Raw genomic sequence first — 24,945 nt, forward strand, 5'->3', positions numbered from 1 at the left:
TGGGGATCTTCTTTCTACTTCTCGTAGGGGTTTAGTCGGTGTCCCACCGGACAATGACGTAGGGGCCGTCAATTGCTCTTTCGAAAATCTTGGTGGTGTACCCTAATTCCCTCAGACGCCTATCAATCTCATTTAAGATATTCAGGTTATCGTTATGATGGATAACTCGTCTTCCACCACGTTCCGCCGCTTTATACGCTTCTCGCGTCACCGTTGCGAGAGCATAGTCAACTTTTTCTTCGCTAATACCTACGCTTGCGACTTCTGCGGCGGTGTAGATTTTTGGGTCGGTGGTCATAGCAGCTTCCGTAGTCATTTCGTTTCTCCATTCGCTATTTCTAGTAGCACATCAGCGTGGCAGGGTTGGTCTAGTGGGCACCAGCAGGCAAGATTCTTGCCAGCCAGAGCGTCTCGGATAGTTTTTTTATCAGCGGGATATTTCGGCATTGCACCCAAAAAATCATCACCAGAAACAGTGAAAAGTTGGGTGAAGTAATCAACAGCGCATTGCCTGTCAGCGATATATTCCGTATCCGTGTAAAGAGATACGGTGAAAGGTTCAGCAAAGTCCGAGCAGGGCTTGAAAACCCAGCACATCGCACCAACAACGTAGGGGTTTCCCCACTTGCTGCCGCGTCCCACGTAAACGGTGTTATCGGGCATGCGCCAGCCCTTGGCTCGCTTCCGCTGCACTCTTACTGGTGTCATAGCAGCACTCTCTTTGGTGTGTAGTAGTCAGGCTCGAAATAGATGAACGCTGCGGAAAGTATGTTATTGGCGAAGTCCTTCTTGAGTTTCCGGGGTATGCGCTGCTCCTCGATAAAATCAGGGGTGTCAAAGAAGATATTTTCGGGGAACTCACCGGGGGCATAGTGGGTTTCGATATAACGCTGGCACGGGTCGCACCGCTGTAAATGGTCACGGTATTCTCGCCATGCGTTTCGCAGGGCGTTGTCCACGTATGGGTGCCCGGTGGTGGGGTGGGATGGTGGTTGAATACGGCGGGTCATTGGTTATCCTTTTCATGTTCTGCTGCGGCGAGCGCGGCTTCTTTGGTGTCGGGGCTGGTATGCAGCGCCGCGGTGCTATGGTTTTTGCCGCAGCGCCATATGCTGTAGTGGCTTAGAGCCGCTTTCATGGCTAAGGGGTGCGAGTAGTAGAGCCTGATGAACGAGCAGCGCCGACAGTGTGCAATCCAGATAAATTGGTCCGTCCTGTATACGAGCAGAGGACGCTCGGGGCGGGGCCTTGGGTTCGTTTTCTTGGTTTTCATTCGGTATTCCTAAAAATCGTTGGAGCCAGTGGGTAACCGGCTGGGGGAAAGGGGCGGCGGGGCTGATTATGTAAGCGGTGGAGCCGGCGGCCACAGTCGTTAGGAGGGCCAAGACCAGCACCACAGCGAACCCGTCAGCCAGAGCGGCCAGCAACGGGGCACTCATTTGGGTGTTGGGGTGAAGACCAGTAGGTTCACTGCCCGGTTCAGCACGGCGGCGCGTTGCTCGTAGGTGGAGCCTTCAGCCAGGTGCCCGTGCATGCTCACCCCGTCATCGGTAATGGTGGCTATTAGCCCGGCTTCCGTATCGGCTGCTTGGCTGCGGGCTTCTTCACGCTGCTCCCTAGCGCGCTTTAGCTCTTTGCGTGCTTGCGCAAGCTGTACCCTGAGCTGGTCACGTTCCTCAATCAGGGCTTCACGTGCCTTAGTGAGTGATTCACGGGCTTTAGTGAGTGCTTTTCGTTCCTCGGTCAGAGCCTTGACCGCGCTGGGGTTTTCTACCTGCACCAGCTTGGCGCGAAGCTCATTGATCGTGCGCTCTTGCACCTGGTGAAGGGTTTTCAGGCTTTGATTAGCGTCCACCAGCGAGTCACGCTCTTCTAACAGTGCGTCACGCTCAGCGGTTAGTTCGGTGAGCTGAGCAGCAGGAGCCTCAGCAGATGCTTTAGCCTTACGCGCCTCGGTCAGCTCAGCGCGCAAAGTGGCCTTGCAAGCCTTGGTCTTTTCATGAGCGGCCTGCTCTTCCTCAAGGCGGCGCTGGGCCCGCAAGAGTTGAGCGCGAAGCTGATTTAGCTGCCTGCTGGGATCAATGGTCTGATTTTGGTAGGCAGTAGCCCGATACACATAACCGGCCATTAGAAATTCACCTCATCCTCAACCTGAGCAGGAGCATGTGCGTCACCGGTGTCAGGTAAAGCAGGCTCCCAATACTCACGCGCCAGACGTAAGCCAGTGCTCTCTTCCAGTCCGTAAACCTCCGAGAGAAGCCCGAGCTTTGACTGCTTCAGCTTGAAATCCCAGGCGGTGGGGCTAAGCTCGTCGAGCTGGAATAGGCGCTTGAAACCGGTGCTAGAACCGATTACTTCAAGAGCCATGGCGGTTGCTAGCTGGTCGGTAGTAAAGGCGAGGAATACATCGAAATAAGCTTCACGGCGCTCTACAAAGCTCAGGTCTGAATCATTCAGCTCTGCACCCAGAAGACGGGCATACTCAGTTGTTTCGGTGAGAGAGTTAGCTAGGAAAAAAGCCAAAGCCTTATGCACTGTCCCCTTGATCTTGGTAGGGGACTGAATCAGTCCTTCAAGGTACTTCTGAGCCGCAGCGCGGTCGATACGCAGAGCTGTCTCAGCCCTCTCGCGTGCTGCCTTTTCTGCGAGTTCTTCGGCTGTGGGTTCAGGTGCTGAAACCTTCTCTTTTTTAGGTGCCGGCACGCACCACTGCACGGACTGCGTGCGGTGATTGAGGCTAGGGCGCAGACCATCCTTACCATGTTCCGCAAGGATGTCAGCGGGGATAATGCGGCTAGTTACCTTCAATAGCTCCGAGGGCTTCCAAGAAAGACCTGGTAGGTCAATCGGACGGACGTCCTTGAAAGCGTTGCTATCTGCTTCTTCCTCATCAATGAAGTCATAGCCAAGCTTGGTCAAATGCTCGTAAACCTTGGGGTATTCCTGACGCCACTGCAAGGTTTTCTCAGCACGTGACTTGGCGCTATCCCACTTCCAATCCTGACCGCTCTCAGCAGCGGCGGTAAGATCCTTCACTAAATCGTCTTCACCGGCGTATTTAGCGATTTCCTCAGCCTGGAACAGGTCAATCTTCTGCTCCTTGACCGCATCAAGCACCTGCTCACCTGCGGCCAGCAGAGCAACCCGGCGGCGCACGGTGGAAGGTGAACGGCCGGTCTTCTTAGCGATTTTCTCAACCGTGTAGCCGGGAAAGTCCAGAAGCTGCTGGTAAGCATCAGCCTCTTCAACCACCGTGAGGTTAGAGCGGTGCGTGTTTTCAGAGAGCATCGCCTCAATCTGCTCAGGCAGACTCTCAAAGCCCTCAGCGACCATGCAGGGCACCGTGAGCAACCCTGCAGCGGTAGAGGCGGCTAGGCGGCGGTGGCCACCAATCACCAGGTAATCACCCTCAACCTCGGGGTGAGGTGTCACCAGCAAGGGCTGTAGGAGCCCCTGGGCTTTGATAGAGTCAGCGAGCTCTTCGATATCTGTTAGCTCGGTGCGGATGTTGCTCTTATTAGCGCGGAGCTGTGAAAGCTCCAGCTGCTTGAAAGTTGTCTGGGGTGCCATGGTGTTGTCTTTCATGGGTATTGGTTTTTATGAATAGGGGGGCGGGGCGGTTTTATTGCCCTGCCAGGTCGCCGCGGTGCCGGCCAAGGAATGGGCGGGTACGGCGTTCGGAGCGGATTTGCTCGCTGGTGAGGTTGTGCTCACGGCGGTAAGAGCGAATCACCCGGTCCACGTCACCGTTTTCAGCTCTCTTACTGGCGGCAATCTCTGCTAGCTCACCAGCAAGGTGCTGGGCGCTAATACCGCGCTGGCTCCTAGCCTCTGCCAGTAGGCCCTTGAAGCGGTGGTCAGAGCGCATAGGCTCATTTGCCCAGAACCTCACCTCGGTGATGCGTGCGGGGCGGAAGTAGCCAATAGTCATGAGGTCACCTCAGCTTTAGCTGAGAGCAGGTCTTTGAGCCATAGACCGCCATAGACCGCAAGGCCGATGCCGGCGAGGTGTTGGCCGTTGAATATGCGCCCTGCTAGCCTTACCTCAATGAGGAGAACCAGACCGAGAAGTGTCATGGCCACGGCTAGGCCGCTTCGAGTACGGGTGCTTCCCATTCCTCTTCCACCTCTTCCTTCTGGTAGGGATCAATGATGAAGGACGCTACCTGCACGGTTGAGCCGGCGATGGGGGCAAAAACTTGCTGCGTGGACCAATCAATCTCGATGGGAGTAACGGTGGCCAGCACGCGTGAAATGGCATAGTCCACTTCCTTGCGCATTGCTTCTTGTGTGGCCCGTTTTGAGGTGTACTCGCGCCAGCTCACCTTCTTGTTAGCGATACGCCGGTTAGTGCCGTCGCGGGTCTCTACGATGCCCACGATGGCGTGGGCGATACGGGGTGGCTTAGCCATCGGCTTCTCCTTGGGGTTCAGGGGTTTTGAGTGAGTTGGGGTGCACCTTAGCCAGGTGCTCAGCTGCTACCAGCTCCAGGGCTTCTTCATCGGCCATCAGAGCGAGCTGGCTGGTCGCTAGGCGTGAGATGTGCCAGTCGCAGTATTGGCAGGCGTATTCGGTGACATAAGCGCGTTTCATGCGGTCACCGCGAAATCGTCCTGAGAGCTTTTATCTGCTGCATCCCGCATCTGGGCGAACCCTTCGGCGAAAGCCTCAAACGCTTTGACCAGGCCGCTGAAAGCTTCTCCGTAAACCTTGCCCACCGCGGCAAATGAAGCCGTCAAATCCTGGAAAGCTTCTGGGTTATAGTGGTCTGCCATAACCTCGCTGACCGGCTTGCCTGGGTGGCTTCTGGGTAGCTCTTTGGCTTCTTCGTAGCCCAGGCCGGTGAGTTCCATCAGCATCAAGGTATTAGCCCGGTAGAGGCTGTACCCCTCGGTCTGGCACTGGCTAGCAGTGACGAAATGGCCGTCACGCTTGATGCGAGGTACTGCTTCCCAGACCTGCTGGGTGAGAGGCTGTGGGGTTTTTACGCCGTGGCTCATGCCGCCTTCCTTCCGTGAAGTGCCCGTGAGCGGGCGGTAGTCCTAAAGGGTTCAGGTGCTTCTGCTCGCTCTGCCAGCTCCACCATGGGATGCTTAGCCGGCTCTGCAGGTGTGGCAAGCTGCTCCATGATGAAATCCAGGTCAGCCTGGCTGAAGCCCAGCGGAATTCTCTTGCCAAAGACCGTTTTCATGCCGTGGTGGGGGATTAGACCCTTTTTGGCTAGATCGGTGAGGCCGGTGGGCTTGATAATTCCACCCAGAATGGCGGAGGCCGCTTCGGGGTTGAAGAGCTTAGGTTCGAGTTCCATTGCTGGGCTCCTTTCTTGAGTAAATTGGTGAGTCTTATGCGCTTTGCCAGTTAATGAGAGACTGGTTTTGTCGTCTAAAGAATTGAGGAATGTGATGGCGCAAGGATCACTGGTGTTGGTAAATCCTGACCAGAGTGAAGAAATAGTTTTAGAAGCACCGATGGAAGTCATTGCAACTGTCCATAACTTCTATGAACAGCTTTCTGAGGATGAAACGTTGCAGGTTAACGTCATGGACACTTGGTATCGTGGCCGAACTTACTTATTGAGCAAGGACGATGAGTACCGCTTTGAGTACCGGCCTTATTGGCATGAAACGGCACCGCTGAGACGGGATTATGCAGAGATGCTCAGGCTTGACTCAAACCAAGAATTCAGGTCTAAGGGTTCGATTTCGTTTGATACCTGGAGGCATGGGATTTGGATTCCCTTTGCGGGTCCTGCTGAGCACGCCACTCAATATGACCGGTTCTGGGGTACTGACTAAGCTGCGACCGGCTCACGGCGCTCCTGCTCGCAGTGCCTGCATGAGACAACTGTGTTTTCTTCGGTTGCCCGTGTTCTTTTGCCGTTGTCGATGAAATCGAAGCATCCTGCTTTACCTCCGTGACGGTTCTCGAAGTTGACTGGTTCCTTGCACCAGTGGCAGGTGTCTTTGTCTCTGCGCCGGATGTTGTCTGTAATCATTGTTTTTCCTTTCGGTTGTTGTTTGGTTGCCCCTTCTGCCCGCGGCGTGCGGGGGAGGGGCTTTCTTTTTTGTTTGCTGTCTCTATGCGGTTGTGAATGAGCGTGTAGCCGTTGGCTAGAAGTTGTGGGGCCACCCGCAATCAGCGAGCGCAAATATTCTAGGTAGAATATCGGGTTTAAAAAATTAGGCAGCCATAGGGACGAGCTGGAACCCATCTCGTAGTTGGCTGGGGGTGACTTCGAAGTAGTCTGCAAGCGTAAAGAGCTGTTCGATTGAGAATGCCGCTTTGCCATTCATAAGGAGGCTCATTCGCGACTCGCTGACGTTCAGCATGTCTGCAAGCTCTTTGTTGGTGATGCCTGAGTATCGGGCTAAGAGGTCTACGCTCTTAGCTACCGATTCTGCTGTGTTGGACATGATGCCCTCCCTTCTTTCCTCAATATTATTCTAGGTAGAATAATTCTGCAATGTGTTTTCTAAAAAACTTTTTTATGTCATACTTTGTTGCATGGGAGTAAGTAGAACCTCGGCGCCGGCAACGCGTTTCAGTGAGCTAGTAAATGAAGAACTTCGTGCCCTTATGGGGCGACGGGGTATGACGCAGCAGCAGCTTGCTGAGGCATTAGGCATAAGTCAAAGTAGAGTCTCAAAGATGATTTTCAAGAACGAATCATCTCTATCTGTTTCTCACTTAGACATGGCATGTAACGCGTTGAATGATGATCCTTCAGAGGTGCTGCGGCGAGCTGAGCGAGCTCTTGCTGCAGAACAGAACTCGCGCCAGTCGTCCTTCGGGCTTGCGGCTAAGCATGACCCTGGTGTCGGCGCGGACATTAACGATGAAGACTACTTCTAAACTCTTCTAAGCCCATCTAAATATTTTCTTCTACCTCCCTGAAGGCGGTGAGCCCCCGCATGGCCTATGACCCATACCAGCACGCAGATCACCTAGGGCTCACCGTGCATTACGGCAACCCAGGCACGGGGCTTCTAGGGCTTTACATCCATAGGAGCCGCGCTATCATCCTGCGTGCCGGCCTATCAGCCCGCGTAGAGCGCTGCGCCCTAGCCCATGAGATCGTGCACGCCGAATACGAGGACGAGCCGACCAGCGACGGCGCATGGTCAGCCAAACGTGAGGCCAGGTGCGACCGTATCGCAGCAGAACGCCTCATCGACCGCGAAGCCCTGCTCAGCACGGCGAGCGCGTATGAGGATGTGGGGGAGTGGGCGGCTGCTCTGGAGGTTACTGGGTGGATTCTAGGTGCTTATCTGGCTGCCCACCCGTTGCCGGTGAGATATGGGTCTATGGCTCAGCAGAACCATCAGCCTGGCTTCATCATGTCCTCCTAAGTGGATAACTGGCGAGCGCTGAAGACCCTTCATGGAACGAAACAAAGCCCCGGCGCTGATGAAGTGCCGGGGTTTTTCGTGTCATAAAGCCAGCTTGGAGCTGTGTATACCCGTATCTTTTAACCATGACCTCCACTCCCTTTACCGCTGAGCAAATCCTAGCGGCTTTCAGCAACGGATCTGATAGCTCGCGCATCAACGCTATGGCCCAGGAAATAGCCGGTTTGGCGAACGAAAATGCTGCACTCAAAAGAGAAATAGCGGACCTTCAGAGCAGGCCGATTCCAACCGTAGCTGACCTTGCTAATGAAGAAGCTGCACGGATCCTTGACGAAGCTAGAGCCCAGACGTTCGCTGAAGCTAATAAGACCTGGATTGAGGGTCATGAGCGGTGGCGTGAAGCGCATGATTTGGGTACCTTCATCCCGGCCCCAATCAGTGCTGCAGCGATCGACCTCAGCGAAGCACTTTCACAAATCGGTGAGTTCTGGCCGGTCGACCGTAGGCTCCGCCTGTTTGGCGATGCGCACGAGGCCGCAATCTCAGTGGGCAAAAAGGAAACAGTCGACTCTTATACCCAACTGCTAAGCCAGCCTGCCAACGGGGAAAGCGTCACCAAGACAATGCAAGTGAAGCTCGTAGCTGCACGAACCTCCAACGAATCAGAGGCATCGTTCACCAAACTTGTATTCGTCTATGCTGATGGGATGTTGCTGGGTGGGCTAACCCCGTCCTTCTCGGTGTCCTACGTTCCCTTCCTGGACGCCATGCACGCCATGGGGATCGACGTCTACGCCAATGCCCAGCTCACACTCACAGCGAGCGCTGCTAAAGGGGCATTGAGCAACAAGGGCCTTGTTGGCTTGCCTGACCGATTTGAGATGCGAGATACGTTGCCTCAAATTAGGCGCATCGCAAAAGCCTTGACCAGTGCCTATGCAACCAATACAGCTATAGATCAAGGTACCGAAGCATGGCTGAATGGCTTCGGAAAGATCATGGCTGAAACAAGGGAAGAGGAAGCGCAAGCACGGGAACTGGCCAAAGAGCGGCGTTTGATGATGGGTAGATAGCGAAAAGCCGACACTTGAATAAGTGTCGGGGCTATTTTGTGCGTATTGCTCACCAATTAGCCCACAAGGTTCTAGACTTAAGTAACCCCGCACACAACGAGCATGGAGAATACCGTGAAGAAAACACTCGCCCTCACCGCTGCAGCCGCCCTCATGCTAGGACTGACCGCATGCGGCGCCTCAGAAGACAGCAATACTGGTTCACCGGCCGCCCAAGCCGAAACCTCATCCGCCCCGGCCGTAGAGGAAGCCCCTTCACTTGATGGAACCTGGAAGCAGACCAACTCCGAATCTGAAGACTCCTACCAAGAAGCTACCATCGAAGGTGACACCATCACCGTCAACTGGGTATCTAACAACGGCGATACCAAGTCCCTCTACTGGGTCGGAACCTTCCCAGCGCCCACAGAAGGTGGCAAGCAAACCATCACATCCGAAGGCGATGTCGACCAGATGAGCACGGCGATGATGGCTTCCACCGACGAAACTAAGGAATTCACCATCGATAACGGTGAACTCTCATACGAGGTCGGCATGATGGGCACCACCACTGTGGTTCGCCTGGAAAAGCAGGACTAACACCCAACCTTCCTGGTAGCTCGCGAGACAACAGAAAAGCCCCGGCACTGATGAGGTGCCGGGGCTTATTTGTTTACACAGCGATAAAAGCAAGCTGCTGTTCAAGCTGGCCAGCATGGGCTTCAAGCCAATCTGGTTTGACTATCTCTATGTTGTAATCAACCCAGTCCGCAGTAACCCTATTGTACATTTGGCGTTGTTTATCAGTCCGTGGTTCATCAACTAAAACAGTAATCGGAACATGAGGAGATACATCTAATGTAGTAGCGCCCTTGCTGAGATGACCACCAGTTTTACGAAGCTTGGACATCGAAAATGTCCACGCCTGAACACGATTTTCTAGATTGCTATCAGCCCTGCTCTGGAAGGAAAATGTACTGTTAATTTCCAGAATCTCATCCGTGGCAACCGCCAAATCAAGACGCTCAACTGCATTATGAACAGAAAGGGTTGGCCTAATCAAAGTATGCTCTTTCAATCGAGCATAAGTGCTACTTGTATAGTAGCTGCGTGCCTGTTCGCGAAGCCTACTCACCAGGTGAGGTCTTGTGGAACTTTCACGGTGAATCAACCTCTGGTAGAGGGCATCAGCAGCTACCTGTGCCGACTCATCAACAATTTGCCCGGGCGCATCAATTCGCATTACACCGTAATTCTGTCGACGGGCGCGCTCTACTACCTGGCGAAAATCCCTGTGAGTTCCCAGGGAGAGCGCGTCCTCAGAAGCAAAAAGAGCGATTTCGTCTTCCAGAGCATCTAAGGCCTGCAGAGCATACTGGGGGTTGCCGCCTAGCTGAGGAATTTCGGATACTGAATTTACAAAACGGTAAGCGTGGTCGCCGTGTTCTTTACCTACCACGATGACACCGATACCAGCTGTATCTGGACGTAACGAATCAGGTACATAGCGAACTATCCAATAGTTATAAAGCACCAGAAATCCCTCCTTTCTAGAGACTATATCTTTGTTTATAGGATTCAAGTATCTCAATAGTGTAAGGCACGCGGCTAACCGCGTAGTCAACCATCTGCATGATTTCCGACTCCTGAAAATCCCACTCTGATGGAATCATAGAGGGAATGTACCTCACAGTAGACCCAGTAAGCGCTGTCAGGCTAGATTTAGCTTGCTCCCAATCGTCGACTGGGATTCGACCTCTTAAAGCTGGAAGAGGTTCGTAGAGCGTCATTCCCTCACTAAAATCACGGGCACCCTCCCATGAGCCAAACCAATAACCGTGATCAAGAGAATAAATCTTGGCGTCAGCTTCAAGGTCATAAATCAGCTGGGTGTCATCTGCGTTGCAGAGGTGCCACAGTGCAATAAGCAGTGGTATACGACTGTAGTTACCGTCTCTGTCAGCCCAGATGATTTGATCGTTGGGTGAGTTGTTGGGAATGTGGAGAGACCCGAACATCGGCAAGCTGGAAAAGAATTGGTTTGAACCCAGAACCCTACCAGTGAAGTCTGAAGGAACATATATGACAGCCCAGTCTCGGACTGGCGCCCCGATTATTTTCCCAATTTCGCTGGCTACAATTTCATTAATTACTGTAATGCCTTGAGCATCATGGTCATATTTCTTGCACCAAAAATCTCTTCCATCCGTTGTGGTTGCAAGAAGCGGATGCTCACCAGTGTTGGCGACCTCTTTCACGAAGTGGATGGTCGCCTGGTCTGGGCGGCGCATTTGCAGGACGGGGGCTAATGAATCGTTCATGGGCATTCGGGGTTTTAGGTGACAATATTTTCTTAACTCTATGATTAAACACAGAGAAGCCTCGGCGACCAACACGGTTGCCGAGGCTTCTGCTTTACCTGCCTGTGGGCTTATTTACCCGCTGGAGCTACCTGGATGCCGTCAGGGGTCCACTCGACCGTGAGCTTGCCATGCAGGGCGCTAGGGGAGGCGCTGGGGTCCTCTGAGTCTGCATAGAACCATTCGATAGGTACTCCAGTAGCTTCAGCGAGCGCTTGGAGGTTTTTTTCGGTGGGGGTGTGGCTGCCGTTTTCCCAACGTCCGAGGGTTTGGCGGGTGGTGTCTAGCTTTTGTGCTAGTTCGTCTTGTTTGAGCCCTGCGTGTTCGCGGGCTTTTCGGATGCGGTCTTGGAGTGTCCAGGTGGGGAGTGGCATGGTTTTAGTTTACCTGGGTTGTTACATATGTTCTATGTTTTAGTGGTTTTACATTGCTTATGTTCCTTATGTAATGTATCGTGAACCTTGAAACGTTACTTATGCAATGTTTCCAGGAAGTCATTCTTACTTTACGGTTCTTGAATCCTGACCACGGCAGCTTGCAACTGCCAGGTGAACACAAGCAACCGCCTGGATAGACCCGCTGGAGCTGGGTCATTTGAGATAGGGCCATTACCGGGATTGGCATACAAAGGAATCATTCACTGGGTAGCTCCCAGCGTTTGATGCATACGATAAGACTGCCTTGATCTTTCATACGGAAGAAATAAGGGGTCTAGTTGTCGTATCACCAGGAGGCTCTGGTGCTCAAAACCTCGGGTTTCTTTTGGAGGATGGGATTACAAAGCCCCCGCGTAGCGCAAGCCCTAGCCTCTTCCTGCGTAGCAGGCTAACCAACTAACCCTCCGTCAACTAGCCCTCACCTGATACCCTGAATCTCAAGGTAGCGGTGGGGGTTTCTTCATTCCCAGATAGTGCAGTGACACCGTCAACCAGAACAGTGCTTCACCTAGCTCATCAATAGAACAATTGCCTGTTGACGCTGTCAACATCTCCAATGAATTAGAATCTGTTTCATTCGCCTTTATCGCGGTAAATCAAGGATTATTAACCAATTATTACAGTGATTGGGGTTTTCAAGTCCCCCCTCGCGCACAGAGATCATCCCCGGTTCATAAGAACCGGGGATTTTTTTATATCTCACCCTAAAAGCTTGAGGAGGGCTACCCAACTGTGGGGAACCCTCCTCAATATTTCTACTACCTCCGTGTAGTCGCTCTAGCTATTTACTCCGATTTACCGCGACGCGCGGCGTCCGCAGATTCTTGAAGGCCGGAGGCGTTACGTAGTGGTGGGGTCTTGAAGAAGAGCGCCAACACAAAGGCCAGTAGGGTAGCAATCAGGCCCACCCAGTAAACAGACAGCGCCGATTGCGTAAAGCCCACCATAAAGGGGCGTGTAAGGCGGCTGTCGGCACCGTTGAGATATGAGGTATCTGACGTGGATGCTGAGTCGTTTTGCTCGCCCTCCTCGCTAGACTGCTCATTGATAGACTCAGCAATCTTGGGCGCCAGCAGATCAACCCAATAAGTTCGTTGCTCTTCATCTGACCAGTCGACGGCAAGCGACCCGTCTCTAATCGTAGCGTGAGCCTGCTCAGCGGCAGTGGTTAAAGCTTGCTCTTCTGCAGACGGGGTAGCTTGTGCAACCTGGTCGTCAACGAAAGTCTGCAGTGACTCAGCAGGGATCGCACCTGCATCTACCTGTGCTTGAGCGGCAGCAAAAACCTGCTGACCTACAGCATCGGTTGCAGCAGTGAGAGCCTGCTGGGTGACCTGATCTAGTTGCTCTTGAACTTCAGTCTGTAGGGGGTCAACTATGGGACGCCATATTTGCTGCATAACCCCCTGATTCTCTGAAGCTTGAGCTACAGAGGGGGTGAGGGCTGCGTCCAGGCCGTTCTTGAGATCATGCTCATTGGACATCGCTGAAGTGATATTTGCCGGCATAGCGGTGAAAAGAATGGACAAAAGCACTGCGGTGCCCATGGTGCCACCCATCTGTCGGAAGAAGGTAGCACCTGATGATGCGACGCCCATATAGGCAGGGGAGACCGAATTCTGGGCGGCAAGAGTGATGGACTGCATCAGCTGACCGAGCCCCAGACCCATGATGAACATGCCTACGATGAGGAACCAGAAGGGGCGGTCAGCCGTGAGGAAGGTCAGATAGAAGTAGGCGCTTGCCATGAGGGCGGTACCTACAATGGGGAAGATACGGTACTGGCCGGTGCGTGCCACTATTTGCCCAGAAACTATCGAAGCAATCATGATTCCGAGTGTCATGGGCAAGGTGGCGAAGCCTGATTCAGTGGGGGTTAGACCAACGACAATCTGTAGATAGAGAGGAATGGTCATCATGGCACCGAACATGCCAAAACCAACCAGGAAACCGAGGATGGAGGACATGCTGAATGCCCCTGCTCTGAATAGGTTCAGCGGCAAGATGGCGTCCGGCCCCATCTTTGACTCGATGGTAATAAAAGCAGCAAGGCCGACCGCCGAGATCGCAAAGCAGGTAACGGAGATAGCGGAGCTCCAGCCCCACTCGCGCCCCTGCTCTGCTACCAGAAGAAGAGGTAGGAGGGCGATGATGATGGCGGTTGAACCCCACCAGTCCACCCGAGGCTTAGTAGAGGGTGCTGCTCGGTGGGGGAGATGCAAGAATTTCCACACCATTGCCAGAGCGATGAAGCCAATCGGTACGTTGATCAGAAAGACCCAGCGCCAGCCGGTGACCCACAGGATTTCTGAAGCTCCTGCAAAGAGGCCGCCGGTCAGCGGGCCCAGCACAGAAGAAACACCAAAGATTGCTAGAAAATAGCCCTGATATTTTGCGCGTTCACGAGGGGCTAGCATATCGCCCATAATTGCCATAGGGAGTGACATCAGGGCTCCAGCGCCGATACCCTGAAATGCTCTAAAGGCAGCCAGCATAGCCATGGAACTTGAGAAAGCCGAGAGAAACGATCCCACAATAAAGACAGCGATGCCAAAAATATACAGAGGTCTTCTGCCGAAGAGATCCGATAGCTTTCCGTAGATGGGAGTGGTGATCGTCGATGTAATCATATAAGCAGTAGTGACCCAGGCCTGTTGTTCAAGGCCGTGCAAATCATCGCCAATGGTGCGAATCGCAGTTGAAACAATCGTCTGATCGAGTGAAGACAGGAACATGCCTGCCATCAGGCCCGCAATGACCAACATAATTTGCCGTCGGGTCATCAATGGGGCAGTGAGTGGTATAGAGGTAGCAGTCACGAGAACCTTTGAGATAGGAGTGTTGAGTTTTTTGAGGGACCTACCAATACTATTTGCAGTTCTGCAGAAAAATTCACGTTGGTGGTTTGTTGTTGGTCACGATGGACGCAGTGTGACCTTCAACAAAGGGTCAGGATGTACATATTTGTTTTTGTGGGCTTTATTTGGTTATGGTAGGGAAAACCCAAAGTTAACCACAGGTAAAACAACGGAAACCATCATTTTTTAGTGGCATACTGGAGAAGTACCGAACACAATAATTCGACTACTAAAGTCCCCTTGAAAGGACCATCATGGCTCTCGATAAGAAGCACACCAAGCTCGGCGTAATCGGCGCTGGTGGTGTTGGATCAGCTACAGCGTACGCAGCAACCTTGCGCGGTGCGGCAGACGAAATCGTCATTTACGATATCGCCGGTGATCGCGCTGAAGCTGAAGGGCTGGACATTGCCCACGGCACTATGTTCGCTCATGAAGCTCAGGTTGCCGGTAGCGGTGACGTTGAGATTCTTCGTGACGCTGATCTGATTATCGTCACTGCTGGTGCTCGCCAGAAGCCTGGTCAACCGCGTTTGGAACTAGCAGAAGCCAACGTCAATATTTTCAAGGCTATGCTTCCCCAGGTTATGGAAGTGGCCCCAAATGCCATTCTTATGATTGTTACCAACCCCTGCGATGTGCTTGCAGTAGTTGCCCAAAACATCACTGGTCTGCCCACTGAGCGTTGCTTCGCATCAGGTACCGTCCTTGATTCATCACGCCTGCGCTGGCTCATAGCTAAAAAGGCCGGTGTTTCCATCAAATCAGTTCACGCCAATGTTGTCGGCGAACACGGTGACTCAGAATTCCCGGTGTGGTCAGCAGCTAACATCGGCATGGTTCCTCTCAATGATTGGACCAACGAAGCCGGCGAAAAAGTATTTACCGATGAGGTCAAGGAAGAACTTGCTGAGCAAGCGATGCGAGCGGCCTACAAGGTGATTGAAGGCAAGGGCTCAACCAACTACGCCATCGGTATCTCAGCTACCCGAATCGCAGAGGCTGTCCTCAAGGGTGAAGATGCTGTGCTCAATGTCGCCACCCAGATTAGGGGACGCTACGGCATCGAAGGCGAAGCAGCTCTCTCACTACCTTCAGTCGTCTCGAGAGAAGGCGTCAAGCGCGTCCTTGATGTCCCCATGGACGAAGCCGAAGTAGGGCGCCTGCGTGCATCAGCTGAGGCAATTAATAACTCACTCAAGACGCTGGGTTTCTAAGACAACAGAGATTTCTGGCGATAGAGGTGGAGGTGTAGCTAGCTACACCTCCACCTTTTTTGTACGCGGAAACTCTGAGCTAACGCAAAAGAAGCTGTAAGAATCTAGACAAAATGAACTGTCTTCTGCAGCTTCATTACCCGCCGCCGTAACCAGTACTTTCGGCGGCCGCCGTAAAGAATAACGGACCGTGCTAATTCCCACCGACCGTATTCAGAGTGCTCCAGTAACCTTGCCCGTGCGTCCTTGAGATTTTCGTGAGACTCGACCGTTACGATCATGTACTCAAAGCGTTGCTGGGAGCCAGCAACCTGCTCTTCTGCATAGCCAATGGTGTGTTCCCTCAAAATTAACCTCCCGGGATATTTCGCGGAATAGACTTTTCACGATAACGTCTATTGTATGAGTAATGATCCTCGCGCCGAACTGGCACTTCTGACGTCCGCTCTCGAAGAGCACCTTGCCGCCATCACAAACAGCCGAGGTGAGCAGGATGCCACTATTGAAAATGCATATGTTGCTATCGCTAACGCCTTCGAACGGTATGAAGAGGCCCTATTTGAAACCTTTGAAGAGGTAACTCCTCTTGAGGTATTCATTGAGGATGATGATGAGGAAGAAGAGTTTGACTACGACTTCGAGGATGAAGACGACCAAGACTTCGAGGCTCAGGACGCAGAAAACTAGACCTGTTAACTGACCTCTCATCTAGCTCTGTGGGCTGTTTGAGGGTCTGGTTCTTCTGTTATTCCCGGCACAGCACCCTTTTGGGTGCTGTGCTTTCCTTTTTTCTCCCGTAGAGTTTTCAAACGTGGAATGGTTACAAGCGATAATCCTGGGTCTAGTCCAGGGTCTAACAGAATTTTTGCCGATCTCTTCATCGGGGCACATCAGAATCGTGGGGCAGTTCCTGCCGCACAACGAAGATCCTGGTGCTGCTTTTACTGCGATTACCCAGCTAGGTACTGAAACTGCGGTACTGGTGTTTTTTTGGAAAGACATCATGCGCATTATCAAGAACTGGTTTGGCTCACTGACCGGTAAGGTCGATAAGAAGGATCCAGATGCTCGTATGGGCTGGTTCATTATTATTGGTTCTTTACCCATCGGTATCCTCGGAGTCCTGCTAGAAGACTACATAGACACTTCCTTCCGTAGCCTATGGATCACTGCCACTATGCTGATTGTCTTTGCGATCATTCTTGGTGTTGCAGACCGTATTGGCAAAGAGCAGCGAGAGCTAAAAGAACTCACCGTTAAGCACGGTATTCTTTTTGGTTTCGCGCAGGCTCTGGCGCTGATTCCAGGTGTCTCCCGCTCAGGCGGCACCATCACCGCTGGCTTATTAATGGGCTACACCCGTGAAGCTGCAGCGCGCTATTCCTTCCTGTTGGCTATCCCGGCAGTCTTTGCCTCTGGCCTCTACAAGCTGGTTGGCAGTATTGGAGATGGCTTCACCGGCTATTACGGTTTTGGTTCGACCATGCTTGCAACGGCAGTTGGTTTCGTTGTTGCCTACTTCATCATTGGTTGGTTCTTGAAATTCGTTTCTAACAACAGCTACAGCCTCTTTGTCTGGTACCGTATTGCGCTCGGTCTAGCGCTTTACATCCTGCTGGGCACTGGCGTCCTCGCCGCTTAATCTCGCTCACCTTTTCACCCGCTCGGAATGATTACCGGGCGGGTATTGTTTTATATAACTGTTTTATAGAGAATCATCGTTAGGAAGTCCATGAGAGCCTGGAATCAGCCCACTATTCCATCATTGCCGGGGGCAGCCCCTCTACCTCACATTTTTGATACAGCTGCCCAACAGCAGGTGGAACTTGAGCGTGAGCAGCAGGCGGGGCTTTATGTCTGCGGTATTACACCGTACGATGCAACTCATATGGGTCATGCTTCAACTTATGTTGCTTTTGACGTGCTCAATAGGGCCTGGCGCGATGCTGGGATACCCGTAAAGTTTGTGCAGAATGTGACTGATATTGATGACCCTCTGCTTGAGCGCGCTGCAGCGACGGGTGTTGACTGGGCGGAGCTAGCTGAAGAGCAGACTGAACTTTTCCGCACTGATATGGAAGCGCTCAATATCATTGCTCCTGACCATTATGTTAGCGTTGTCGATTCAATTGCGCTGGTGGTAGACGCTGTTGAAAAGCTGATGCAACAGGGCTATGCCTACCGAGTCCCGGGTTTTACCGCTGAGGATGGCACGGTGCACCCTGATGGCGATATTTATTTTGATTTGGAGGCAGCAGCGCAGCTCAATGAGAGACTGGGCTCGGGCTGGACTCTCGGCCATGTTGCGCATATGAGTCATGAAGAGATGCTCACGGTTTTTGGGGAGCGCGGTGGTGACCCTCAGCGCCCCGGAAAGAAAGATGCCTTAGATCCGCTTCTGTGGCGGGTAGCGCGTGACGGTGAGCCCTCCTGGGAAGGGGGAGAGCTGGGTGCTGGGCGTCCTGGCTGGCATATCGAATGTACCGTCATCTCCCAGGAGTTTTTAGGCTCGCCCTTCTCTGTGCAAGGCGGAGGTTCTGACCTCCAGTTCCCTCACCACGATTTAGGGTCCAGCCACGGTTTCGCTCTGACCGGGCGTCCCATGGCACGGCATTATGCCCATACTGGCATGGTGGGCTTAGACGGCGAGAAGATGAGCAAGTCACTAGGTAACCTGGTGTTAGTCTCTAAACTTCTGCAAGAGGGAATCGATCCAGCTGTCCTACGGCTTGCCATTATGGATAACCACTATCGCACCGACTGGTTCTGGACCGAAGATTTACTAGAGAAAGCGCAGGGACGCTTTGACACCTATGTTGCAGCTCTGGAACACGCTGACACACAGGAAGATGAAGCAGCTCTTAAGCTTTTGGCATCGGTGCGAGAACTTCTTGCCGATGACCTCAACGTCCCTGCTGCCTTGATCGCTATCGATCAGTGGGCCTTTTCTGTGCTAGAGCACGGTGGTGGCGGTAGCGAGCTGGTTGGTAATCTGCTGATGGCTCGGCTTGGTCTAGCTATATAGGTTTAACTCAAGAAGAGATAGAGACGCCGGTGGTTGAACCACCGGCGTCCCTAACGTTTCACCTAAATTTAGGAGTCATCTCTGCGTTTGAGAAATTTTTCAAACTCAGCTGCAATATCCACATGGTTAAAGGTTGCGAGGTCGTCCTCAGCCTCGGCGGAGCTTTCGAGTTGCTGGACGTAGGAGCGTAGCTCGGGTTCTTCTTCAAGGAGTTCGGTAGCCCCTCGTTCCCAGGCCAAGATGTCTTCAGCCAGTTGATCTACAGGTAGCGAGATCCCCAGCATGCTTTCCAGAGCGCTCATGAGGGTGAAGACCGCCTTAGGATGGGGCGGGTGGCTAATGTAGTGGGGGATTGATACCCAGAGCGATGCGGCGGTTAAGCCCCGCTGCGCTGCCTCGTGAGCGGTGACCCCAATCATCCCGGTAGGTCCGCTGTAGGTTACTTTCTCCACTCCTTCAACGGCGAGAACATCGGGGTTCATACTGGTGATATTGAGCGGAAAGGGGCGAGAGTGGGGGACTTCATCAAGAAGGGCACCGCATTGCAGGATGAGGTCAACGCCCTGCTCTTGGGAGAAGTTGAAGATGTTATCAATAAAACTCTGCCACCTGAGGGAGGGCTCTGGTCCGGTGATAATCAGTAATCGGCGCTCTGGGCTTTTGAGGTTAACTTCTGAAAAGGTGATGGTCGGCCATCTAACCGTCCCGGTTCCATCGCTGAAGGATTCAAACATGGGGCGGGTGTTCAGATAGCTAAAGTAATCAGAGGTCTCAAACCCTGGGAGAGGGGAGGCGCCGTAGTGAGATGAAATCAGCCTCAAGGTCTCCGTTGAGGCTTCACCAGCATCATTCCACCCTTCGAAAGCGATGAGAAGTGCAGTTAAGGGCTTATCGTCTAGGATTCCCTGACGGGCGCTCATCTGGGCAAGAATGTCTTGAGGTATTTGCTGGTGTATCACCGTTATATGCTACGCCAAAAATCCACAGCAATCACCCGTAGACTGATGGAGCAAGTAAACGAAACCCTGGGAAGGTAACTCACCAGTGAATCAGCATTCGGGACTGCAGATTGGCTCTTATCGCGGGGCTCCCATTTATCTCAAAGCATCGTGGTTCATATTCATGATTCTTCTTATTGTGGGGTACGGGTCTCATCTCTCCGCCTGGCCCGCTCTTACCGTTGCTGATGGGTTTACGGCTGCAGCGGTGGTGGCAGTAACACTAGCGATGGGTGTCTTTTTGCATGAGCTGGCTCATGCGGTAGTTGGTGCTCAAAGGGGGCTAGAGGTCAGGTCCATCTCCTTGACAGTTTGGGGCGGGCAAACCAGCATGAGTACCGGTACGCCCATGACGTCGCTCATGGTGTCTTTAGTGGGGCCACTAGCGAATTTTCTCATGGCCGGAGTCTGTCAGCTCGTGTGGTCTCTCACTGGAACAGCTGATTTCTTGGGTTTTTCAATAGCATCCCAGGTCAATGTGGCGATTGGAGCCTTCAACCTCATCCCTGCTTATCCGTTGGATGGCGGACACGCACTTGAAGCAGCTGTGGCACACGTTTCAAGAAGCCGCAGCCTAGCCATGCGTGTGACTTCCTACACCGGTATTGCAGTGACTGCTCTGATGGTTGGAATTGTTGTCTTCCTAGGGCTGTGGAATTCACCGGTGATCGTGGTAGCTACCTTGGCGTTAGCTTATTTCCTCTGGAGTGGCGCTTCTCGGTCCCTTAAAACCCTCTCCCAGGAGAGGAACCCTCATAATCCGTTGACCGCGGTCTCCCTCATGAGACCCGTTCAATACTTTGACTCCGAAGTAAAGATTGGCGAGGTCTTAGCGAGATGGGACGGAAGGTCATACCTGCTCCTGAACGATGGATCTGCCGCCTCGCCGTCGTCTGTTGTAGAACCTATCGTTCTACAATCTGCTCTCAGTCTAGCCAACCAGCCATTGACATCGATAGCTAGCCCCCTTGCTCCTGGTTACATTCCCGGTTCAGCATCATCGGTAGACATCATGGATGCTTATAACGGTTACCGCTACCATCAATTGCCGGCACACTACCGGCAGAATGCTCCCCTGTGGGCGGTTACAGATCGGGGAGCTACGATTGGCGTGATTAGCCATAAGGATATTACCGAGGTGCTTCTTGCCTCTGTGAAGCGCCCACCGCACCCCGCTTAGTCGGGCAATATCCGCTGGTGTGCCTTACATGGTGCAATCTGAGATAATGTAGAAAACATATTTTTGACGGAAGATAATAACCCTATGACCACCCCTACCGGCAGCATCAACCGCCGAGGCCCCTTCCGCGCTGGTGAGCGCGTACAGATTACTGACGAGCGTGGACGCATCACCACCATCACCCTCACTGAAGGCGGTGCCTATCACTCACACCGCGGTTTCTTTAACCACAGCGAGTTGATCGGCAACGTTGAGGGTACGGTCATCGAGAACTCTGAGGGCATTAAGTTCCAGGCCCTGCGCCCCCTCTACAAGGACTTTGTACTGTCTATGCCTCGCGGCGCCGCTGTCGTTTACCCTAAGGACGCCGGCCAGATTGTAGCGATGGCTGATATCTTCCCTGGGGCCCGCGTTATTGAAGCCGGCGTTGGCTCTGGGGCTCTATCAATCGCTCTGCTTCGTGCGGTTGGTGACTATGGACACCTGCGTTCTTTTGAACGTCGTGAAGAATTTGCCGATATTGCCAGAGGAAACATCGAAACTTTCTTTGGTGGCGAGCACCCCGCATGGTCACTCACGCTGGGGGACTTAGCAGAAGAGCTGGGCTCTGTTGAGCAGCCAGGCTCAGTAGATCGAGCTGTGCTTGATATGCTCGCCCCTTGGGAGTGCTTAGACGCGGTAGCTACAGCGTTAGCACCCGGCGGTGTAGTAATCTGCTACGTTGCTACCGTTACCCAGCTCTCACGTGTGGCTGAAGCCCTGCGAGCTGATGGTCGTTTCACCGAGCCTGAGTCCCACGAGACCATGGTGCGTGGCTGGCATGTAGAAGGTCTTGCAGTTCGCCCCGACCACCGCATGGTGGCCCATACCGGCTTTCTTATTACTTCTCGTCGTCTTGCTGACGGTGCGGAGCGGCTAGCTCCCAAGCGCCGAGCTTCCAAGACTGACTTTTCGGAAGAAGATATGAATGCTTGGACTCCGGCATCACTAGGTGAGCGAAATGTATCGGATCGTAAGTTGCGCCGTGCTGGGCGCGATGCCCAAAATCTAGCGGTGAAAGCTGCTCAGGCAACCGAACAGGCTCAGACGGGCGAACAGTAACGAGAGCTTTGCCCTGTACTCACTGTGAGTGCAGGGCAGTAGGTTTTTACCGGGGTCGTGGAGAAGAGAGAAGGCAGGGGTTTCATGAGCGAGAATAATGAGCAACGAAATGTATCGCAGCAGGACTATGACAGGATACTACGACAGCTTAATATCGCTAATGATAATCGCCGCAACATGGACCGTCAGCTACGGGTTGCAGGGGAGCGCAACCAAAAGCTGGTGAATGCTCTGACGAAAACCAAAAACGAGATGGAGCATTTGCGCCTAGCTCTCTCCCAGGATGTTGCACCCCCGCTAAACTCTGCCCTGGTGATATCGGTGCAGGATGGCGCCATAACGTATCAGGATTTAGCGGAAGGTAAGACCCCGGCTGAAATTGAGAAGCACCTTGACGTACTGCTGGGAGGACGATTGGTGCGTATCACGGCCTCTCCACTCCTTTCACTGTCTAAGGTCAAGCCGGGGATGACCGTCCTGCTCAATGAGAACACCCAGGCGGTGCTCTCTCTAGGCTTTGAAGGTTATGGGGATGTTGTTACGATCCGGGAGGTGCTCGATACAGAGCACGTTGTGGTCGATATGCCTAATCAGCTGAAAGCCGTAGCTCGTATTTCAGGTGCTCTGGACGCCGATACCCTGACGACGGGGGATTCGGTGACTTATGACAGCAGGCTGCAAATGGTTACCTCCCTGGTTCCAACTACTGATGCTCAGGAGCTAGTTCTTGAAGAAGTCCCCGATATCACTTATTCAAATATTGGTGGTCTTAGTTCTCAGATTGCTCTGATGAGGGACGCGGTCGAGCTTCCCTTCTTGCACCCTGAAGTCTACCGAGAGCACGAACTGACTCCTCCCAAAGGCATTTTGCTGTATGGCCCGCCCGGCAACGGTAAGACCTTGATCGCCAAAGCAGTGGCCAACTCGTTAGCTACACGCGCTGCTGAACTTTCCGGAAAGAGTAAGAAGACTGGCTACTTCCTGAATATCAAGGGCCCAGAACTTTTAGATAAGTATGTAGGGGAGACCGAGCGGCAGATTCGCGATATCTTCTCAGCAGCGCGCGAAAAAGCTCAAGCAGGCAACCCGGTGGTAGTCTTCTTCGATGAGATGGAATCCCTCTTCAGGACCCGTGGCACCGGCCGGTCCTCTGATGTTGAGACAACAATCGTCCCACAGCTTTTAGCGGAGATTGACGGTGTCGAGTCCCTAGACAACGTGATTGTCATTGGCGCGACCAACCGCGAAGATATGATTGACCCCGCAGTCCTTCGCCCGGGCCGCCTTGATGTGAAGATCCGCATCAACCGCCCTGATCGAAAGGGCGCTACCGAAATTTTTGCTCTCTATCTCACCGAGGGTCTCCCCATCAATGATGAAGAAGTAACACGTGCCGGTTCCAAGCAGGCTGCGATCGAGACCATGATTGAAACGGTTGTTGAGGCACTCTTTTCTGCTGATCCTAAGAACCGCTATATTCGCGTTAACCTTGAAAATGGGGTGAGCCGTTGGCTGACCCGCGGTGATTTCCTCTCGGGCGCTGTCGTGCGAAATATCGTAGATCACGCCAAGAAGCAAGCGATTAAGTCGTTCCTAGCCGGCAGGGCCAAAGGTATTACCACTCAGCACCTATTGGAGGCTGCCCGTGTTGAGTTTGAAGACCAGGTTGAGGTTCCTCAGATTTCTGAAATTGAAGATGTTCTCTCCACTCTCAACGTTCGTCAACGAGTCATTAACGTTGCGCCGGCTAAAGCTGTGAGCGAGGTTTAGTAATGGGTGTTTCACGCATTATGGGAGCCGAAACTGAATACGGGGTTTTTGCACCCCAGAAACCAAGCGCTAACCCCACGGTTCTTTCAGCTTTCGTTGTTAACACTTACGACACTCTCTTTAAACAAGAGCTAGCTGCCCAGGTTGAAGCCCAGTGGGAGTATTCTTCAGAGACTCCCTTGGACGATGCCCGCGGCTTTAGCGTGGCACGTCAGGACGCCCACCGGAGCCAACTCACTCACGAATCTAAGGTGCTCACCAGCGAGGACATCGCGGCTGAGGCTCTGAGTCAGGCCGGTCACTTCGCCGAACGCATTGACTGGGATGCTGTCACTATGAACTCCATTTTGCCCAACGGTGCACGGTTTTACGTGGATCATGCCCACCCTGAGTACTCCTCTCCCGAGACCAGTAACCCTCGGGACTGTGTCCTGTGGGACGCTGCGGGAGATTATATTGCGGCGCGAACCGTGGCTACGATTGAAGGCGTAGCGGCCACCGAGCAGTCGGCTATGCCAGTGGTTAACCTTTATAAAAATAACACCGATGGTAAGGGCCAGTCCTACGGTTCGCACGAAAACTACCTCCTGCCCAGAGATATAGACTTTGAGGCTCTAACTCAGGCTCTCTTACCCTTCTTCGCCACTCGTCAAATCATGACTGGGGCCGGCCGGGTGGGCATCGGCCCAGCTGGTGAAAAAGCCGGGTTCCAGATTTCCCAGCGGGCGGACTTCTTTGAACGAACCGTTGGTTTAGAAACAACCATTCGCCGCCCCATGGTTAACACGCGCGATGAACCGCACGCATCCAGCGAAAAGTATCGGCGACTTCACGTGATTTCTGGGGACGCTAATTTGGCGCACTCTTCTAATCTGCTGAAGTTTGGAACGATGTCGCTGGTACTCAATCTCATTGAAGCGGGGGCAGCGCCCGTTATTATCCTGGCTGACCCGGTTTCAGCTATGCATACAGTTAGCCATGACCTCACCCTAAGAGCCACACTGCCCCTAGCTGACGGGGGAGAGACGACTGCGCTGAATATTCAACGCAGTTACCTACAGGCTGCTCGAGCCCTGGAAGAAACCCCAGATACTGCTACGGCCGAAGTGTTGGATCTGTGGGAAAACATTCTGGACGCGCTCGAACATGATCCCCTATCACTGGCTGGCACCCTCGACTGGGTGGCCAAGTATTCACTGATGCTGGGCTACATAAAGCAAGGCCTGGAGTGGAGTGACCCCAAACTTGCAGCCATTGATCTGCAGTATTCAGATGTCCGACCCGGAAAGGGGCTCTACCATAAGCTGGTCGCTCTGGGGCGGCTTAGCACCATCTTTGACGAGTCACAGATTGCTGAGGCCGCTGCCAACCCACCGCGTGATACCCGCGCTTTTTTGCGCGGCAAACTGATCACTACCTGGCCGGACGAGGTGGTGGGCGCGAACTGGGATACGCTTTCAGTACGTAACCCTCTTTCGGTGGACCTGCACCGCTTACAGATGGGCGAACCTCTTGGCTTCAATGCTGAGGTGGTAGAACCTCATCTCGGCTTAGAGCATGCTGACCAGTTATTTGAAATCCTCAACGGCTAAAATTTA

Annotated in this window: 33 protein-coding genes; 13 read left to right on the forward strand and 20 right to left on the reverse strand. The window is 53.1% G+C overall.

The window, feature by feature from the left end; translation table 11 throughout:
* Positions 1–31: 31 nt before the first annotated feature.
* The 12 genes from M3668_RS06635 to M3668_RS06690 all read right to left on the reverse strand — a co-directional run bounded on the left by M3668_RS06635 (position 32) and on the right by M3668_RS06690 (position 5,308).
* On the reverse strand, positions 32–316 hold the full coding sequence (locus tag M3668_RS06635; protein WP_251380037.1) for a hypothetical protein: 285 nt from the start codon (positions 314–316) through the stop codon (positions 32–34).
* Positions 313–708 carry a DUF4326 domain-containing protein gene (locus M3668_RS06640; protein WP_251380038.1) on the reverse strand — a complete coding sequence of 132 codons (396 nt, stop codon included), beginning with the start codon at positions 706–708 and terminating at the stop codon, positions 313–315. The genes M3668_RS06635 and M3668_RS06640 overlap by 4 nt, the downstream gene beginning before the upstream one ends.
* Positions 705–1,010: a hypothetical protein gene (locus M3668_RS06645; RefSeq protein WP_251380039.1), complete on the reverse strand. Its 306-nt coding sequence runs from the start codon at positions 1,008–1,010 to the stop codon at positions 705–707. The genes M3668_RS06640 and M3668_RS06645 overlap by 4 nt, the downstream gene beginning before the upstream one ends.
* Positions 1,007–1,273, reverse strand: coding sequence for a hypothetical protein (locus M3668_RS06650; protein WP_251380040.1), 267 nt, complete (start codon positions 1,271–1,273; stop codon positions 1,007–1,009). The genes M3668_RS06645 and M3668_RS06650 overlap by 4 nt, the downstream gene beginning before the upstream one ends.
* A 162-nt stretch (positions 1,274–1,435) precedes the next feature.
* Positions 1,436–2,128 (reverse strand): hypothetical protein, encoded by a 693-nt coding sequence (locus M3668_RS06655; protein ID WP_251380041.1) that lies wholly within the window; start codon positions 2,126–2,128, stop codon positions 1,436–1,438.
* Positions 2,128–3,570 (reverse strand): ParB/RepB/Spo0J family partition protein, encoded by a 1,443-nt coding sequence (locus M3668_RS06660; protein ID WP_251380042.1) that lies wholly within the window; start codon positions 3,568–3,570, stop codon positions 2,128–2,130. The genes M3668_RS06655 and M3668_RS06660 overlap by 1 nt, the downstream gene beginning before the upstream one ends.
* Positions 3,571–3,622: 52 nt before the next feature.
* Positions 3,623–3,931 carry a hypothetical protein gene (locus M3668_RS06665; RefSeq protein WP_251380043.1) on the reverse strand — a complete coding sequence of 103 codons (309 nt, stop codon included), beginning with the start codon at positions 3,929–3,931 and terminating at the stop codon, positions 3,623–3,625.
* Positions 3,928–4,077, reverse strand: coding sequence for a hypothetical protein (locus tag M3668_RS06670; RefSeq protein ID WP_251380044.1), 150 nt, complete (start codon positions 4,075–4,077; stop codon positions 3,928–3,930). Before M3668_RS06670 ends, M3668_RS06665 begins: the two co-directional genes overlap by 4 nt.
* Positions 4,078–4,085: 8 nt before the next feature.
* The gene (locus tag M3668_RS06675; RefSeq protein WP_251380045.1) at positions 4,086–4,412 is read right to left on the reverse strand and encodes a hypothetical protein; all 327 of its coding nucleotides are present in this window, start codon (positions 4,410–4,412) and stop codon (positions 4,086–4,088) included.
* Complete coding sequence (locus tag M3668_RS06680; protein WP_251380046.1) at positions 4,405–4,593, reverse strand: hypothetical protein; 189 nt, start codon at positions 4,591–4,593, stop codon at positions 4,405–4,407. The genes M3668_RS06675 and M3668_RS06680 overlap by 8 nt, the downstream gene beginning before the upstream one ends.
* Positions 4,590–5,000 (reverse strand): hypothetical protein, encoded by a 411-nt coding sequence (locus M3668_RS06685; protein WP_251380047.1) that lies wholly within the window; start codon positions 4,998–5,000, stop codon positions 4,590–4,592. The genes M3668_RS06680 and M3668_RS06685 overlap by 4 nt, the downstream gene beginning before the upstream one ends.
* Complete coding sequence (locus tag M3668_RS06690; protein WP_251380048.1) at positions 4,997–5,308, reverse strand: hypothetical protein; 312 nt, start codon at positions 5,306–5,308, stop codon at positions 4,997–4,999. Before M3668_RS06690 ends, M3668_RS06685 begins: the two co-directional genes overlap by 4 nt.
* A 94-nt stretch (positions 5,309–5,402) precedes the next feature.
* Here M3668_RS06690 and M3668_RS06695 point away from each other — a divergent pair, with 94 nt between their 5' ends.
* A complete protein-coding gene (locus M3668_RS06695) occupies positions 5,403–5,795 on the forward strand; it encodes a hypothetical protein (protein ID WP_251380049.1) in 393 nt (130 codons plus the stop codon).
* Here M3668_RS06695 and M3668_RS06700 read toward each other — a convergent pair.
* Positions 5,792–5,995: a hypothetical protein gene (locus M3668_RS06700; RefSeq protein ID WP_251380050.1), complete on the reverse strand. Its 204-nt coding sequence runs from the start codon at positions 5,993–5,995 to the stop codon at positions 5,792–5,794. The genes M3668_RS06695 and M3668_RS06700 overlap by 4 nt on opposite strands.
* Positions 5,996–6,179: 184 nt before the next feature.
* Positions 6,180–6,413: a helix-turn-helix domain-containing protein gene (locus M3668_RS06705; RefSeq protein ID WP_251380051.1), complete on the reverse strand. Its 234-nt coding sequence runs from the start codon at positions 6,411–6,413 to the stop codon at positions 6,180–6,182.
* Between the two features lie 91 nt (positions 6,414–6,504).
* On the opposite strand from M3668_RS06705, the gene M3668_RS06710 reads away from it, so the two are divergent.
* The 4 genes from M3668_RS06710 (at position 6,505) to M3668_RS06725 (ending at position 9,001) form a co-directional block, all read left to right on the forward strand.
* On the forward strand, positions 6,505–6,852 hold the full coding sequence (locus M3668_RS06710) for a helix-turn-helix domain-containing protein (protein WP_285835764.1): 348 nt from the start codon (positions 6,505–6,507) through the stop codon (positions 6,850–6,852).
* Positions 6,853–6,911: 59 nt separating this feature from the next.
* Positions 6,912–7,349: an ImmA/IrrE family metallo-endopeptidase gene (locus M3668_RS06715; RefSeq protein WP_251380053.1), complete on the forward strand. Its 438-nt coding sequence runs from the start codon at positions 6,912–6,914 to the stop codon at positions 7,347–7,349.
* A gap of 125 nt (positions 7,350–7,474) precedes the next feature.
* On the forward strand, positions 7,475–8,422 hold the full coding sequence (locus M3668_RS06720; RefSeq protein ID WP_251380054.1) for an FtsB/FtsL family cell division protein: 948 nt from the start codon (positions 7,475–7,477) through the stop codon (positions 8,420–8,422).
* Between the two features lie 114 nt (positions 8,423–8,536).
* Positions 8,537–9,001: a hypothetical protein gene (locus tag M3668_RS06725; protein ID WP_251380055.1), complete on the forward strand. Its 465-nt coding sequence runs from the start codon at positions 8,537–8,539 to the stop codon at positions 8,999–9,001.
* Positions 9,002–9,074: 73 nt separating this feature from the next.
* On the opposite strand, the gene M3668_RS06730 is transcribed toward M3668_RS06725, so the two are convergent.
* The 4 genes from M3668_RS06730 to M3668_RS06745 all read right to left on the reverse strand — a co-directional run bounded on the left by M3668_RS06730 (position 9,075) and on the right by M3668_RS06745 (position 13,981).
* Entirely contained in the window at positions 9,075–9,935 is an 861-nt protein-coding gene (locus M3668_RS06730; RefSeq protein ID WP_251380056.1) for a DUF3037 domain-containing protein, read from the reverse strand.
* A 16-nt stretch (positions 9,936–9,951) separates the two neighbouring features.
* Entirely contained in the window at positions 9,952–10,722 is a 771-nt protein-coding gene (locus M3668_RS06735; protein ID WP_251380057.1) for a hypothetical protein, read from the reverse strand.
* A 110-nt stretch (positions 10,723–10,832) separates the two neighbouring features.
* Positions 10,833–11,135, reverse strand: coding sequence for a helix-turn-helix domain-containing protein (locus M3668_RS06740; RefSeq protein WP_251380058.1), 303 nt, complete (start codon positions 11,133–11,135; stop codon positions 10,833–10,835).
* A gap of 848 nt (positions 11,136–11,983) precedes the next feature.
* The gene (locus M3668_RS06745) at positions 11,984–13,981 is read right to left on the reverse strand and encodes an MDR family MFS transporter (protein WP_251380167.1); all 1,998 of its coding nucleotides are present in this window, start codon (positions 13,979–13,981) and stop codon (positions 11,984–11,986) included.
* A gap of 329 nt (positions 13,982–14,310) precedes the next feature.
* Between M3668_RS06745 and M3668_RS06750 the strand changes: the two genes are divergently transcribed.
* Positions 14,311–15,273, forward strand: coding sequence for an L-lactate dehydrogenase (locus M3668_RS06750; protein ID WP_251380059.1), 963 nt, complete (start codon positions 14,311–14,313; stop codon positions 15,271–15,273).
* Positions 15,274–15,377: 104 nt separating this feature from the next.
* Here M3668_RS06750 and M3668_RS06755 read toward each other — a convergent pair whose 3' ends face one another.
* Positions 15,378–15,620, reverse strand: coding sequence for a DUF5703 family protein (locus M3668_RS06755; RefSeq protein WP_425570015.1), 243 nt, complete (start codon positions 15,618–15,620; stop codon positions 15,378–15,380).
* Between the two features lie 55 nt (positions 15,621–15,675).
* On the opposite strand from M3668_RS06755, the gene M3668_RS06760 reads away from it, so the two are divergent.
* From M3668_RS06760 to mshC, 3 genes are all read left to right on the forward strand, one after another.
* Entirely contained in the window at positions 15,676–15,960 is a 285-nt protein-coding gene (locus M3668_RS06760) for a hypothetical protein (protein ID WP_251380060.1), read from the forward strand.
* Between the two features lie 124 nt (positions 15,961–16,084).
* Positions 16,085–16,915 (forward strand): undecaprenyl-diphosphate phosphatase, encoded by an 831-nt coding sequence (locus M3668_RS06765; protein ID WP_251380061.1) that lies wholly within the window; start codon positions 16,085–16,087, stop codon positions 16,913–16,915.
* A gap of 90 nt (positions 16,916–17,005) precedes the next feature.
* Positions 17,006–18,298 (forward strand): cysteine--1-D-myo-inosityl 2-amino-2-deoxy-alpha-D-glucopyranoside ligase, encoded by a 1,293-nt coding sequence (gene mshC, locus M3668_RS06770; RefSeq protein ID WP_251380062.1) that lies wholly within the window; start codon positions 17,006–17,008, stop codon positions 18,296–18,298.
* Between the two features lie 68 nt (positions 18,299–18,366).
* Here mshC and M3668_RS06775 read toward each other — a convergent pair whose 3' ends face one another.
* Positions 18,367–19,257, reverse strand: coding sequence for a PAC2 family protein (locus M3668_RS06775; RefSeq protein WP_251380063.1), 891 nt, complete (start codon positions 19,255–19,257; stop codon positions 18,367–18,369).
* Between the two features lie 85 nt (positions 19,258–19,342).
* Between M3668_RS06775 and M3668_RS06780 the strand changes: the two genes are divergently transcribed.
* From M3668_RS06780 to dop, 4 genes are all read left to right on the forward strand, one after another.
* On the forward strand, positions 19,343–20,476 hold the full coding sequence (locus M3668_RS06780) for a site-2 protease family protein (RefSeq protein WP_251380064.1): 1,134 nt from the start codon (positions 19,343–19,345) through the stop codon (positions 20,474–20,476).
* Positions 20,477–20,560: 84 nt separating this feature from the next.
* Positions 20,561–21,577 carry a tRNA (adenine-N1)-methyltransferase gene (locus tag M3668_RS06785; RefSeq protein ID WP_251380065.1) on the forward strand — a complete coding sequence of 339 codons (1,017 nt, stop codon included), beginning with the start codon at positions 20,561–20,563 and terminating at the stop codon, positions 21,575–21,577.
* Positions 21,578–21,661: 84 nt separating this feature from the next.
* Positions 21,662–23,347 (forward strand): proteasome ATPase, encoded by a 1,686-nt coding sequence (arc, locus tag M3668_RS06790; protein WP_251380066.1) that lies wholly within the window; start codon positions 21,662–21,664, stop codon positions 23,345–23,347.
* Between the two features lie 2 nt (positions 23,348–23,349).
* Positions 23,350–24,939, forward strand: a complete 1,590-nt coding sequence (dop, locus tag M3668_RS06795; RefSeq protein ID WP_251380067.1) for a depupylase/deamidase Dop — start codon at positions 23,350–23,352, stop codon at positions 24,937–24,939.
* Positions 24,940–24,945: the final 6 nt, after the last annotated feature.

Origin of the sequence: Rothia sp. P100 (assembly GCF_023712425.1) — a bacterium.
Lineage (GTDB): Bacteria > Actinomycetota > Actinomycetes > Actinomycetales > Micrococcaceae > Rothia > Rothia endophytica.